We start from the raw sequence: 14,032 nt of genomic DNA on the forward strand, positions 1-14,032 counted from the left end.
CTGAATTAATAGTGAGAACAAAGTTATCGTTGTTCTTAACAGACTTCCTTGGGTTATTCAAACTCAATTATAAGTGAGTTTTTATAAACAGTATCGCCTTTTTTTACTTTAATAGATTTTATAATACCATTGCGAGGAGAATTAATTACATTTTCCATTTTCATGGCTTCCAAAATAAATAAAACATCATTTTCTTTAACATTATCACCAACATTAACGTTTAATTCTAAAATTAATCCAGGCATTGGAGATTTAATATTATTCACTTGTTTTGAAATCCCCATTTCAAAACCTAAAGCTTCAATCTGTTGGTCTAAAGCATCATTAATTACAACTTCATAGGTGTTATTATTCACTTTAACAGAATAAATTTTATTGTTAAAATCGGGTTTAAGAATTTCGGCTTTAATAGACGTATTATCTTGTAGAATGTGATAATGGTTCACAGATGTTTCAATAACATCGAGGGTTTTTAATGATTCTTTAGATAATTCAAAAGTATTGGTGTCATTAACTTTTAGTTTATACATAAATTCTTATTTATTAATAGATAGCTGATTTATGATTGAAATTTTTGACAAAATATGAAATAAATCGCTGTATTTATAAGAATTTCATAAAGATTTAAAGTTAGAATTATCTTGATGTAATTTGATTGCCTTTCTAGATAAAATAATACCAACGGTTAATGAAATAAAAGCGCCTATAGAAATTCCTGGAATAAAATTTATAAATAGAAAAAAATCATATGCTCCATGAAATAGAACAGCCAATAATAATCCCATTAAATTGAATAAAAATCTATTTTTGGAGAATTTTGCTTTTCCCATAAAATAGCCCATTAAAATTCCAAAGGTAGCATGTGCAGGTACAGCTGTAAAGGCTCTTAATAGTGCTGTTTGGTAACCTCCATCTATAACGTACATAATGTTTTCTGTGCAAGCAAATCCCATAGAAACCATAACGGCATATATAATACCGTCATATGGCTCGTTAAATGCCTTTTTAGCTTGAGCGTAGTATTTTACGATGACGTATTTACTAAATTCTTCTGATAGTGCAACTACGACGAAGGCCTGTATAAACTGTTGCCAAATACTAAATTTGTCTGTTAAAGGTATAAAGTGGCCTGTAAACAAATACAATACAAAAACAATGAGTATACTAACGATGGCACCAAATAGAAAACTCGAAATTAAAAGTTTTCGAGGTTCTTTTTCATGTTTGTCTTGAATATAAATGTATAAAATAATGGCGAAAACAGGTGCAATGGCTAGTAAAAGTAAATTCATTAAGAGTGTCTTTGTTTAATGGTTTTTAATATGAATTTATAATATGCCGTATTACTTGTTACAAAATGATTATTGCTTTTACTGTTTTTTAATAAGGTTTCAAATTCTTTTAGCGAAACAAGTTTAATGGCTTCAACTTCGTCTTCTTGAAGTACAAGTTCTTCTATATTTACTTTTAACTGTGCTATAAAAACTTGATGAAATTCATTGTCTTTAATGTTACCATTATCATAATTGGTTTCATGCAGAAAAACACCAATATGTTGAAGATTATGAGGTTCTAACTCTAATCCAATTTCTTCTTTGGTTTCTCTTAGAGCTGCTTCTATAAAAGTTTCACCAGCATCAATATGTCCTGCTACAGAAACATCCCAAAGTAACGGGTAAATACTTTTTTTATGAGAACGTTGTTGTAATAAAATTTCACCTTTATCAGTAAATAACCATAAGTGTATGGTATTGTGGTACCAACCATATTTATGAGCTTTTGATTTTAATGCTCTAGTTCCTGTTGGTTTTCCTTGTTTATCAACAATGTCTATGTATTCGTCCATAAAAATAATAAACCTGTTAGATTATAAACTAAAATGAGTTTAGTATATATTCTAACAGGTCTTAAAAAAGATTATTTAAAATAGCTAAATGTTTCTCCGTCTTCTATTTTAAGCAACGTTTCGTATATTAGTTTAATTACGTTTTCTACATCGTCTTTATGTACCATTTCTACAGTGGTATGCATATAACGTAATGGTAACGAAATTAGGGCAGAAGCGACACCTCCATTACTGTACGCAAAGGCGTCTGTATCTGTACCTGTTGCTCTAGATAATGCTGCACGTTGAAATGGTATTTTCTTCTCTTCAGCAGTATCCGTAATTAAATCGCGCAATTTTTGCTGCACTGCAGGAGCATAAGCAACAACTGGTCCTTTACCGATTTCTGCATAACCTTGTGTTTTTTGCTCAATCATTGGCGTTGTAGTATCATGAGTTACATCGGTAATAATTGCTACATTAGGTTGTATAGTTTCAGTAATCATTTGTGCACCACGTAGACCAATTTCTTCTTGTACAGAATTGGTAATGTATAGTCCAAAAGGTAGTTTCTTTTTGTTTTCATGTAATAAACGAGCGACTTCAGCTATCATAAAACCACCCATTCTGTTATCTAATGCTCTACAAACAAATTTATCTTTATTCAGAATATGAAATTCATCAGGATATGTAATAACGCAACCAACGTGAACACCCATTTTTTCAACTTCAGCTTTGTCTTTTGCACCTATATCAATACAAATATTATCTGGTTTTGGTGCTTGTTCTTTAGCTCTATTTCTGGTATGTATTGCTGGCCAACCAAAAACCCCTTTTACAATGCCCTTTTTGGTATGGATATTTACAATTTTACTAGGAGCTATTTGGTGATCACTACCTCCATTTCTAATAACATAGATTAATCCATTATCTGAAATGTAGTTAACATACCAAGAAATTTCATCTGCATGCCCTTCAATAACAACTTTAAATTTTGCTTTCGGATTTATAACTGCTACAGCTGTACCATAAGTATCTGTGATAAATTCATCAACATATGGTTTTAAATAATCCATCCATATTTTTTGACCTTCCCATTCATATCCAGTGGGAGAAGCGTTATTCAAGTATTTTTCCAAAAAGTTCATTGACTTTTTGTTTATTAATTGTTTTTTAGCCATCTGTATAAATTTTCTTTAAAAATAATAATATTAATGCGATTTTAAGGTTATAGACTATAAATATTACTAATTTTGAATAGGATTATTATTGCATCTTTAAAGACAATTTTGATATAATAGAAATTGAAAAAGTACATTACTTATATCGCACTATTTTTTAATGTTGTTATTGCAGCGCAAGAAACACCTGTAGAGCAGAAACAAGACTCAACAGAAGTAGAATACATGATTATAGAAGGCGATTCTATACCTGTTACAACTGTAGAATTGAATGAAGTCTTAGTTTTACCAGATTTAAAATTTGCAGACAGAGCAGCGAGAATTAGATATATAATTTTAAGACGAAAAACATTAAAAGTATATCCTTATGCTAAACTTGCCGCTGAAAGGTTAGAAGCATTACAATTACGACTCGATGAGTTAGAACGTAAGCGCGATAAAAAGCGTTATGCTAAAGTTATACAAAAGTATATTGAAGATGAATTTTCTGCAGAATTAAAAAAACTGACTAAAACCGAAGGGCAGATTTTAGTAAAACTGATACATAGACAAACAGGCAAAACTACTTTCAATTTAATAAAAGAATTACGCAGTGGTTGGCGCGCATTTTGGTTTAATAGTACAGCTAGTATCTTTGATATTTCATTGAAGAAAGAATTTAATCCATTAGAAGAAGAAGAGGATTATTTGATTGAAGATATTTTACAACGCGCTTTTCAGAATGAACGATTAGTGAGACAACGTGCTGCATTTGAGATTGATTTTTATGCTTGCTATAATAAATGGTATAAGCCTAAAAAAACTGTTACTAAAAATTTAAAAGTAAAGGATGCGAATTCAAACTAAACACGAAGAACAATTAAACAGTTGGACACATGGTTTAGGTGTGCTTTTAGGTATAGCAGCTTTAGTACTCCTAATTTTGAAAACAGATGCTGCAAAACCATGGCATTTATTTAGTGTTATTGTATATGGTTTGTCTATCATTATATTGTTTTTGGCCTCTACATTATACCATTCGGTTAAAGAGGATAGGCAGAAATATTATTTTAGAATAGTAGATCATGTAAGTATTTATCTTTTAATAGCAGGAACTTACACACCTGTTTTACTCATTCTATTAACTGATAGCTTAGGTTGGACTCTCTTTTGGTCTGTTTGGGGAATAGCAGCTTTTGGTGTAATATTAAAGCTCTTTTTTACAGGACGCTTTGAGATTTTTTCAACCCTTTTATATCTTGTAATGGGTTGGTTAATTGTATTTGATTTTTCAAAAGCTTCAGAAGCACTTGGTTCTGAAGGTATTTTATGGTTGTTTGCAGGTGGTTTATTTTATACGGTTGGCATTATTTTCTATGCTATACAGAAGATTCCTTATAATCATGTGATATGGCATTTATTTGTTTTAGCTGGTGCTATATGTCATTTTTTTATGATTTATTTATTTGTGATTTAGTTAAACTCATTCTTTTAGGTAATAATTAGAATAAATTTTGGTTAGAAAATACAAGAAATGGCTGTTGTAAACCTATAATCACACTCTAAACTAATATTGTATAGTAAAATTTAGATAACGAAGACATTTAATCAATACCGTAAATAAAACACTAAGAAATACCTATAAATTCATTTGGCTTTTTACTAAATCCATTAAAGCTTTTCCGTGCATATTTTTAGCTATAACAACACCATTACCATCGAGAATAAAGTTAGCAGGTATAGTTTGAAGTCTAATTTTCTTTAAGAACGATGTTTCATCTCCTTGTAAATCTGATGCATTAGACCATCTGTCTGCTCCATCGCGTTCTACGGCTGCTTTCCAGCTAGCCTCATCACTTTCTAAACCATAGGCAATTATTTGTAATCCTTGGTCGTTATACTCATCCCAAATTGGTACTAATACTTCACGGTTTTCTTTACGGCAAGGCGCACACCAAGAGGCCCAAACGTCTATAATAGTGAGTTTGTCTCCTAATAGTTTGTTGAGAGTAAGTGTATCCTTAGTTATCATAGGTACTTTAAGATTAGGAAATTTATCACCTATTAAAACAGGTAAATTAGAGGCGTCACTTTTTTTACATAGCTCATTTACCCATGGATGATTTGGTTGTTTTTGCTTCCATTTATTGCATTGATTAACTAAAAATTCAGGTACACGTTCGTAATCATTCTCTAGGCTTACCCATCTTAAAGCTACCATTGCTGGCATTAGGTATTGTGTTTTATTTGCAAATTCTATTAATTCGGTTTGATATTGTAAAATAGCGTGTTCCTTTTCTAATAATTCGCTCCCGTCTTCAAATTGCCATTGCTTTCCTGCAAGATAGGTTTCATAAGCTTTCTTTTTTATATCTCTTAAGTCTAGCAACGCTTTGTTGATTTCTGAAGGTTTTTTAATAGAAAAACTATTTTGAAATTCATCTAATTTAGCACTAATTTTAAGTGGTTTGCCTATTTGCCAGAGTATTGGCATGTAGTTAGACGCGTTTAAGTTTTCAGTTTCTAAATAATTAGGAGCGTTATTAGATTGTTGTAAGGCCAATTCTAACAAAACGGGTTCTTTAGTTTTTGGTAAATTGTAAAATTGAAATTTGCCTTTAGAATCTACGGTAGCAGAATCTATGACTTTTCCTAAATAAGATGCAGCTACATTTCTTAAGGTTTCAGGTTTAATTAAATAAACCTTTATTCCTTCCTTGTTTACTCCTTCTAGTTGACCTGATATATCTGCTGAAGAATTACAAGCTACAAATGTCATGGACGTTAAGCTAAGACAGGTAAGAATTTTTATAATTGTAGTTCTCAATTTTATCAAAAATTAAAGTGAATAATTTGGTTTTTATAGTTGTTTTATGAAGCATCTAAGTTAGCAAATAATTACCTAATTTTTATTGCGACTAGTTTTAAAGATGTAGGAGAAGGTACCAATTAATTGTGAACATTATTATGTAAAGTACATAATAGCAAGCTTTATTTTATTATTGAATGTTATGCTTGTAATTAGATATAAAAAATGTAAAAATGCCAGTAATTCAGAGTTAAATATGACAATAATTCATAATTATGACAAATTAGCATCTAATAATAGTGGTTGTAGGTAGAAAAAGATGGAGATTATTGATTTTGGTATTTTTTTTGTTAATTCTAGGTTGAAGTCGTCTTAAGATTTCGATTTGAAATAATGTTTAATTTAAAATTTTGTAATTATGAGCAATTTAGTAAGTGTTCCTAAAAACGGAAGTTTAACGAACACAAATTCAAATTCAAACTTCCCAACTTTGTCTAATTGGTTAGATGATATTTTTAATAGAGACTTACCATCAGTATTTACCTCAAACTTTAATACAGGTATAACGCTGCCAAAAGTTAATATTAAAGAAACAGCTGATGCTTTTATGGTTGAAATGGCAGTTCCTGGTTTAAAAAAATCAGATTTTCAAATAGACCTTGATAATCAGGTATTATCTATTTCTACTGAAACAAAGGAGGAAAAAGAACAAAAAGGAGAAAATTATACACGTAGAGAGTTTGGTTATTCTTCATTTAAAAGAACTTTTAATTTACCTGAAAGTGTGAATGATGAAAGTATTAATGCAAGCTATCTAGACGGTATTTTAAGTATTGTATTACCAAAAAAAGAAGAGGCTAAACAAAAGCCTGTAAGAAGCATTAAAGTTTTATAAGTGTTTCAATAAATTTTTGAGTAAAATATTAAGTAGGAAGCTGAAGAAATTGGCTTCCTACTTAATAAATAGTTTAATTCTTTAAAATTATTTAATCATGCCAAGAAAATTTAAATCTGGGGAATGGGTTAAAGTTAAAGGAAAACTAACCGCTCCAAAAATGCAAGTCCTCAAATATGTTCCAAAAAAAGATTCAATATTTGGTTTTGTTCATAATGATAGTTACTTGGAATGTGTTTGGTACATAAGTGGTGAACGGAAAACCAAAGTATTTCACCAAAATAAATTAATTAAAATTATAGAATATAAAGGTTTACTAAAAAAAGAAAGATTAAACCAATCTCTAAATTCAGTTTAACTTAAAACATTAAGTGATGAAAAAATTTATTTTATTATTTATGGTTATCTCGTTAAATGTTAGCTGTAACGGACAAAATAATGAAGGCAATAAAACGCTAAAAAAAGAAAGTGATGAGAAAATAGCTGAAGTACCAGAAGGGTCTTGGAAAGTTGATAAAGAATTTGATGAAAACGGTAATTTAATACGGTATGATAGTATTTATTCTTGGTCTTCTAACGTTAAGTATAACGATTTATCGTCTTATGATAAAGACAGTTTAATGCAATCATTTAAATCAAGATTTTTTACTAATTATTCTAGATTTGAAAATAAAGGATTTGAAAATATTTTTTCTCAAGATTCCCTTTTTAGCAAGCGTTTTTTTAATGATGATTTTTTTGAAAGTCCTTTTGGTAAAGACTTTATGGATATAGATAAAATAAGACAGCAAATGATAGAGAGACAAAAGAAGTTTTTAGAAAAATATCAGTCTGAATTTATTAAACCTGAAGACGAAAATTAAATGGTTTTCGTCTTTAATTTTTATCTAGTAAACATTAATTCTAAATGCCTCATCATTTATATGAATACTTAATTGAAGTCTAAAAGCTGGGTTCTATCTTGATATTATATTTTGATAAAAGACCAACTATAGTGTCTAAAGTGAATTTTGCTCCTTTAATTTTGTTGTTTTCTGGGTCAATTATTAAATTATAAGAACTTCTAAAGTCAGCATTTTGTAAGTCGGTGCTTTTGAATATAGCATTTTTTAAATCACAATCTTTAAAAATGGATGAACTCAAATCACATTCTGTAAAATCTACTTCCTTAAGTTTTGTTTTTTTAAATAAAGTTTTTGAAAGATTTTGTTTAAAGAATGATGAATGATTTAATTGGCATTGGTCTACTTTTATTAAAAAACCAAAATCGTTACATTTATCAAACTGTAAACCTAACATTTTACAGTCTTTAAAAAGTACATTCTGAAATCCTGTTTGTAAAATATGAGCTGAACTTAAATTACAGTCATAAAACTCGCAGTCTATAAAAGTGGTTTTAGACAAGTCAGAATTTGAGAAATTACAATTTAAAAAAGTGCATAATTCATATTCGCCTTTTTCTATTCCATTTTCCGAAAAGTCCTTTTTTTTAAATGTTTTTTCTTCTATAAACTGTTCTTTCATTCAATCTCTATATTTTATTCTATTTGTTTACAACATTGTTGTATAATGTGTTTTAATTAGTATGGAAAGTTCGCATTATATTTTCTAATTCACAAAGTTCCTTTTTTCCGTATTTGTCTTTACTTACAGATAAATTTAAAGTATAAAATAAATTCTCTGTAGGATGTTCAGTGGATATATATAAAGTTAAAGAAGGAATAGAATCATTTTTAAAATCAACTAAATTCCACAAAGATTCTATTCCGTTTATTTTAGTTAAACCAGATTCTATAACGTTGTATTTAGATTCAATATCGGCTTGTTGCTCTTTTTTATTCAACCAATTTTTAGCTTTAGTCAATTCCGTAACTCCAAACGATTTAAAACTACTTCCATCCAGTACAACTCCTACAATTCCATTACCTAATTCATCTGTGTGAATGTATGGCTCCCAATTTTTATTCGGAAAAGTTGCTTGAAACCTGTCTAGATTATCTGTTACTTTAATACCATTTTTAAAATCTATTTTTACACATTCGCAATTAGAAATAAACTCCGATTTTTCTTGGCAGGAATAGAACGAAGTTGCTAAAGTGAGTAAAAATAATAATCGGATTTTCATTTTTCTTAAATATTGTAAAACGTCTTTTGTGTCTGGCTAAGAGGGAAGCGTTTAGCGCAAAGTTATAATTGTGTTTTATTCGCTAAACACGATAATATGTTCAGTATCATTCGGAGTTTTCCGTAGATTTCACTAAATATAGCACAAAATTTGAAGAGGTGCAATTAGCAGTGGATGATGTTATAGAATTAGTAGAAGGGAAGCGTTTGGAAAACGCGATACTACGTGCCGCAGGCAATTTCACCACATCGGTTTTGTATAAGAATAGTAGTGTGTTACAGTAACTAGGTTAGCATACAAATCACAGATATAAAATTCCAGCGGAATTTTCTTAAGTCGGCAGTGACCAAGCAATTAATTATATACGGTGTTACCTAACGTTTTTATTCCGCAATTTGAAAAACTAGAGGCATTTTGTAAAAAACATTTACAGGTTCTCCATCTAATGTTCCTGGTTTTAAATCAGGTAATAATCCTATAACTTCAATTGCATTTTGATTCATAATTTCAGGTCCGCCATTTGCAGTAATGTTTATTGGTCTTCCGTTTGTATCAATTACAAATTCAATATTTATTCTAATTTTTCCTGTGACATCTACTTCTGCCGCTAAATCAGTATTAAATTTTCTAGCAACGTGCATATTAATATATTTATTTGTGCAATTTTTCTTTTTATCAACGTCCCATTTCGATTTACATTCGGGTGCTAATGGTGGGTTTTCTATTTCTTTAAAGTCAATAATTTTTGATTCATCAATTTCTTTATTTATCAATTCTGATTTAGTATAATCAACCGTTTCTATTTTTTCTTTTTTTGATTTAATTAGTTTTGGTTTTGTAGGTTTGTCAGTACTTATTTTCTCCATTTCTAATCTCATCATTGGAAGTGAAAAATATGTTTTACCATTTACTTCTTGAAAAATAATGTGCATAGAAGAATAATCGTTATCCATTCCAATTTTAATCTGGTCATTTTGAATTATCCAATTTTGATTGTCAAGAAAAAATAATTCTTTTATTCTATCGTCTGCTGTTTTACCATATTCTATTTTAAAAACTTTATTTCCTTTGAAATTGAAAATTGAGCCTAAAAAAGCATCTTCCATAAATTTTAAAGCTTCTTTTTGAGGTACTTTATCAGAGTTTGGAATTTCGACATTTATAGTTTTCCATTCTCCCATTATTGTTTCATCACTAAGATTTTGAGCCTTAATTAAAAAACTGAAAATAAGAGTGGTAACTAATAGTAATTTGTATTTCATAAAGTTTGTTTTAAATGTTGGGTAACGTTTTTGTATATGGTTAGTTGCGTTGTTTGTGCGCGAGGATTTTCCGAAGAAAAATAAGATGTGTGCAAACATGCAACTACCTTTTGTTTAAGCCAATATAAGCAATTTTTTATACACGTTGTTAGCTGTATTTTTTTTTCAGATTACCTGTATTAAGTCATATATTGGATAAGCTAAAATGAAAATTATTCCTAAGAGTATCAATCGGTCTGGTTAAATCCAGTTGATAAAAGTTGATACTTTAACATTAACTTATTTACCTTAAGGAATGGTTCAAATTAACAATTCTTAATAAGCTAGTTTATCTTGAAAATGCCTGAATTTCATCTATCAAACCTAATCGGCAAGCTCGATCTACAATGTCATAATCTAATCTTCTGTTAAAAAATAAGCAACAATAATTCCGTTGAATAAGTGTTCCGTTAAATAAATAATATTCTAAACGTAAAATTCCAATTTCATTTTTCACTAAGCTCAAAGCATAGTCGACATAACGAGTAATAGCTAAACTAGATTTATCAGTTAAATGACCTATTATAAAATCTACATCTTCTGCATTTCCACTTTCTGCTCTTTCAATCAATTCCCCTAATTTTCCGTGAAATTTATTTTTAATCATTGAATTTTGAGTTTATTATGTGGTCAATTACAGCAAACGTGTTTGTGTATCTGGTTAGTTGCGTGGTTAAGCAACTAAGTTAGCAAACTTTTACGAATGCACGAAAATTCTGCAGGTATTTTCATAAGTAAGTACTTAAAATTCAATTAATTATTTGCGGTGATGTACTGCGTTTTTTATTGTCCAAATTTCATTCGTTTCGATAATTTCAAATTTCATTATTCCATTTGATTTGCTCCAATAAAGTCTATCGATTGGAAAAATTCCATTATAAAACATTTTTGAAAATTTATCTTTTGGTCTTATAAATCTTTCTCCTCTTTCCAAAACTAAAACATCCACATATTCAATTCCGTTTACAACTAGTTTTGTGCTCTTTAATTTATTAATAGATGCCAAATTAGTTCCGAAAACATAATTTTTACAATTAATTCTAATCGACCAAGAAACATTTGTGTCAAACGAAAAGTTTTCTGTTCTTAAAGATACCAGTCCATCACAAGTTTTACAATGATTGTTAGTTTGAACCCTTAAGGCTTCCGTATTTTTTGCCCAAAACATATCTCCTAAATTTGGTGGATGTTCAGAGAGAGTTAAATCAGTTATATTAATTGTATCAATTTCTGATTTATTTGACTCAAATATTATTTCGTCATTTTTCTCATACGGAATAAACGCTTTTTCTTTTTCAGTCAGACGTTTTGTTCTAAACATATTAGTCAAAACATAACCAACAAGTAGAAATAAAATTAAAACTATTATATGTTTTGTTTTGAACTTTGGTTTCATTTCGGTCAAATGTGCTACAACGTGTTTGTGTATGGTTAGTTGCGTGGTTAAGCAACTAAATTAGTAAACTTTTACGAACCCGTGAAAATTCCGCAGGAATTTTCGCAAGTAGAGAAGAATACAGCAATTAATTATACACGTTGTTACCTGCTGGCATTATTCTTAATTCAATTGTCTTCTTTTAAAACACTTTTTATTTCATTTATATCTCCATCTATCGATTCAGGAATTTTCAATCCTAAAATCTTACACATTAATGGATAGATATGAATGTTTTTTATCGAACGTATTTCATAACCATCTTTAAAGGCTGGACCATTCGCATAAAATATTCCATGCATTTCTTTGTATTTGCTATCATAGCCATGAACGCCAAATGTTTTAACACCCTCTTCAATAAGAGCGTCTTTTCGTCTTTGATTCCAAAAATGATAACCGTAATCTGGTATTAATTGTATTGCACCCCAATTTTTATTAGTTGGGATGTATTCAAAACCTGGTGTATTTTCAGTTCTATAAGCTTTGAAATTATTTTCCTTTTGTTTTAAATATTGTAGTACAGAATCTATTTCAATCTCTTTTTTTGGATGAATATTTACTATTGTACCGTTTTCAATTGTCATGAATAAGTCATCGTTTTCGATAGAATCTATAGGTATTATTTTATTAGTAGACTGATTTCCCATACCATGGTCAGAAACGATAATAATATTTACTGGAAGATTAGTTTCTGATACACCTTTAAACAAATCGCCTAAATTTTTATCTAGTTCAAACAATGCCGTTTTCAATTTTTCGTCATCATAAGTTCCATAGTCGTGTCCAACTTCATCCATATCACCAAAATATAAAGTGATTAAATGTGGTCTGCTTTTCTCCTCCAAATTCAACCAATTTATTGTTTGATTAACGCGTTCTTCATTTTTAACGCTATTATCAAATTTGTAATAGTATGTTGGTCTGATTCCTTGAATATTAGCCTCTGTTCCTACAAAGAAATAACTGGCAGTTAGAATATCTACTTTATTTGCCTCAACCCAAATAGGTGAACCTCCATAAAAACTCCCGTCTTCTGCCATTTTAGGATTCCTCTTATTAAATAGAGTATATTTTTTATAGTCATAAAATATATTTCCTATTATTCCATGTTTGTCTGGATAAAGTCCTGTTGCAATTGTATAATGGTTTGGAAAAGTTTTAGTAGGGAATGAAGGTATTAGTGATTTTGACTTAACACCATTTTTAATGAATGAACTCAAATTAGGTGGGTTATATTTTTCTACGTAATCCCATCTAAATCCATCAAGTGAGATTAATATTAAATAAGGTTTTTTTTGGGTAACGTTTGATTTTGTTTTCGTAATGGTACGAGGTGAACTTATTATTTTTCTATTACAGGAAAACAATAATATCATTCCAATAATAAAAATAAATATTATTATGTTCCGTTGTTTCATTTGAATTCGTTTTTCAGCTTGCAGTTAACGTCCACTGTGTATGGCGAAGTGAGGCGCGCCTCACGAGGAGCCATAATTGCGCCTCATTCGCTATACACGCTGATGTGTGTAGTTTCGTGTGGAGCTCACCTAGACTCGACTAAATATATCACAAAATTTTTGGAGGTGCAATTAATAGTGGACGATGTGGTGAAATTAGTAGAAAGGAAGCGTTTGGAAAACGCGATTCTACGTGCCGCAGGCAATTTCACCACATCGTGTTTGTGTATGGTTAGTTGCGTGGTTAAGCAACTAATTTAGCAAACATTTACGAACCTGTGAATATTCCGAAGGAATATTCACAAGTAGAGAAGAAAACAGCAATTAAATATACACGGTGTTGTACCACGTATTTTTAATTCGGATTTTCAGGATAATTTTGGTCAAACTTCAATTCCGAAATATTTAATTCAATTCTTTTTTTGTCAAATTCTTCTTTTTCCAATGGTCCGATTACTGAATTATTCATTCCAGATTCTCTTTTCTTGATGTCAATTATAAAATATTTAGTAACAGTCAAGTCATTCAAATATGGATGTTGTTTGGCAATTATAAAATCAGAGTTATGTCCAACCGCGAAAACATAATCAGAAATAATTCCACTTGAATATGGTGAGTCTTTTTCGGTTTTTTCTACAATTGCTCTATTAGCTACTAAATCATTCCAACCAACATAGTAATTTCCGATTATTAAGTCAGATTCGCTTGGGTTATTCCAGCAGGAATTTAAAGTCAAAATTCCAGTTAAAATTAAAGTAAGTTTCCTTATTCGCAATGTTTTGGCTATATGTGGTACAACGTGTGCGTGTATGGTTTAGTTGCGTTGTTTAAGCAACTAATTTAGCAAAAAAAGCACGAACGCGAGAAAATTCCAACGGAATTTTCGTACGTAATCTCAATACAGCAATTAACTATACACATTGTTGGCTTTAGTAATTGTTTGTATTTAAATTCAAGTTTATGTTCCGAATGAGTTGAAATTCGCGCAAAGTTGAGCTTTTTAGCTTAATTCGAGTTGAAATTCA

At 29.9% G+C, this 14,032-nt stretch carries 17 protein-coding genes; 5 read left to right on the plus strand and 12 right to left on the minus strand.

All coding sequences use genetic code 11. From position 1 onward, the window contains the following. Window positions 1-53 precede the first annotated feature (53 nt). The 4 genes from HNV10_RS13330 to HNV10_RS13345 all read right to left on the minus strand — a co-directional run bounded on the left by HNV10_RS13330 (window position 54) and on the right by HNV10_RS13345 (window position 3,006). Window positions 54-530, minus strand: a complete 477-nt coding sequence (locus tag HNV10_RS13330; RefSeq protein WP_173301878.1) for an acetyl-CoA carboxylase biotin carboxyl carrier protein subunit — start codon at window positions 528-530, stop codon at window positions 54-56. A gap of 84 nt (window positions 531-614) precedes the next feature. Then, complete coding sequence (locus HNV10_RS13335; protein ID WP_173301879.1) at window positions 615-1,292, minus strand: PrsW family intramembrane metalloprotease; 678 nt, start codon at window positions 1,290-1,292, stop codon at window positions 615-617. After that, window positions 1,292-1,846: an NUDIX hydrolase gene (locus HNV10_RS13340; protein ID WP_173301880.1), complete on the minus strand. Its 555-nt coding sequence runs from the start codon at window positions 1,844-1,846 to the stop codon at window positions 1,292-1,294. Before HNV10_RS13340 ends, HNV10_RS13335 begins: the two co-directional genes overlap by 1 nt. 71 nt (window positions 1,847-1,917) lie before the next feature. Beyond that, the gene (locus tag HNV10_RS13345) at window positions 1,918-3,006 is read right to left on the minus strand and encodes a M42 family metallopeptidase (protein ID WP_173301881.1); all 1,089 of its coding nucleotides are present in this window, start codon (window positions 3,004-3,006) and stop codon (window positions 1,918-1,920) included. Window positions 3,007-3,129: 123 nt separating this feature from the next. On the opposite strand from HNV10_RS13345, the gene HNV10_RS13350 reads away from it, so the two are divergent. After that, window positions 3,130-3,852, plus strand: coding sequence for a DUF4294 domain-containing protein (locus HNV10_RS13350; RefSeq protein WP_173301882.1), 723 nt, complete (start codon window positions 3,130-3,132; stop codon window positions 3,850-3,852). Continuing rightward, entirely contained in the window at window positions 3,836-4,462 is a 627-nt protein-coding gene (trhA, locus tag HNV10_RS13355; RefSeq protein ID WP_173301883.1) for a PAQR family membrane homeostasis protein TrhA, read from the plus strand. Before HNV10_RS13350 ends, trhA begins: the two co-directional genes overlap by 17 nt. 162 nt (window positions 4,463-4,624) lie before the next feature. On the opposite strand, the gene HNV10_RS13360 is transcribed toward trhA, so the two are convergent. Continuing rightward, complete coding sequence (locus HNV10_RS13360; protein ID WP_173301884.1) at window positions 4,625-5,764, minus strand: TlpA family protein disulfide reductase; 1,140 nt, start codon at window positions 5,762-5,764, stop codon at window positions 4,625-4,627. A 448-nt stretch (window positions 5,765-6,212) separates the two neighbouring features. Here HNV10_RS13360 and HNV10_RS13365 point away from each other — a divergent pair, with 448 nt between their 5' ends. The 3 genes from HNV10_RS13365 (at window position 6,213) to HNV10_RS13375 (ending at window position 7,552) form a co-directional block, all read left to right on the plus strand. Continuing rightward, window positions 6,213-6,689, plus strand: coding sequence for an Hsp20/alpha crystallin family protein (locus HNV10_RS13365; protein ID WP_173301885.1), 477 nt, complete (start codon window positions 6,213-6,215; stop codon window positions 6,687-6,689). Window positions 6,690-6,786: 97 nt separating this feature from the next. Continuing rightward, window positions 6,787-7,047 (plus strand): hypothetical protein, encoded by a 261-nt coding sequence (locus tag HNV10_RS13370; protein WP_173301886.1) that lies wholly within the window; start codon window positions 6,787-6,789, stop codon window positions 7,045-7,047. 16 nt (window positions 7,048-7,063) lie between these two features. Further along, the gene (locus HNV10_RS13375; RefSeq protein ID WP_173301887.1) at window positions 7,064-7,552 is read left to right on the plus strand and encodes a hypothetical protein; all 489 of its coding nucleotides are present in this window, start codon (window positions 7,064-7,066) and stop codon (window positions 7,550-7,552) included. Window positions 7,553-7,631: 79 nt separating this feature from the next. Here the strand turns inward: HNV10_RS13375 and HNV10_RS13380 are convergent, their stop codons facing one another. The 7 genes from HNV10_RS13380 to HNV10_RS13410 form a co-directional block, all read right to left on the minus strand. After that, window positions 7,632-8,213 (minus strand): pentapeptide repeat-containing protein, encoded by a 582-nt coding sequence (locus HNV10_RS13380; RefSeq protein WP_173301888.1) that lies wholly within the window; start codon window positions 8,211-8,213, stop codon window positions 7,632-7,634. Window positions 8,214-8,265: 52 nt separating this feature from the next. Continuing rightward, a complete protein-coding gene (locus tag HNV10_RS13385; RefSeq protein ID WP_173301889.1) occupies window positions 8,266-8,814 on the minus strand; it encodes a hypothetical protein in 549 nt (182 codons plus the stop codon). A 383-nt stretch (window positions 8,815-9,197) separates the two neighbouring features. Continuing rightward, window positions 9,198-10,076 (minus strand): energy transducer TonB, encoded by an 879-nt coding sequence (locus HNV10_RS13390; RefSeq protein WP_173301890.1) that lies wholly within the window; start codon window positions 10,074-10,076, stop codon window positions 9,198-9,200. 328 nt (window positions 10,077-10,404) lie between these two features. Then, window positions 10,405-10,722 carry a hypothetical protein gene (locus HNV10_RS13395; protein WP_173301891.1) on the minus strand — a complete coding sequence of 106 codons (318 nt, stop codon included), beginning with the start codon at window positions 10,720-10,722 and terminating at the stop codon, window positions 10,405-10,407. 150 nt (window positions 10,723-10,872) lie between these two features. Then, window positions 10,873-11,511 (minus strand): hypothetical protein, encoded by a 639-nt coding sequence (locus HNV10_RS13400; RefSeq protein ID WP_173301892.1) that lies wholly within the window; start codon window positions 11,509-11,511, stop codon window positions 10,873-10,875. A gap of 167 nt (window positions 11,512-11,678) precedes the next feature. Continuing rightward, entirely contained in the window at window positions 11,679-12,968 is a 1,290-nt protein-coding gene (locus HNV10_RS13405; protein WP_173301893.1) for an alkaline phosphatase family protein, read from the minus strand. 394 nt (window positions 12,969-13,362) lie between these two features. After that, entirely contained in the window at window positions 13,363-13,743 is a 381-nt protein-coding gene (locus HNV10_RS13410; RefSeq protein ID WP_241695510.1) for a DUF3997 domain-containing protein, read from the minus strand. Window positions 13,744-14,032: the final 289 nt, after the last annotated feature.

It is taken from the genome of Winogradskyella litoriviva, from assembly GCF_013249065.1.
Taxonomy (GTDB): Bacteria; Bacteroidota; Bacteroidia; order Flavobacteriales; family Flavobacteriaceae; genus Winogradskyella; species Winogradskyella litoriviva.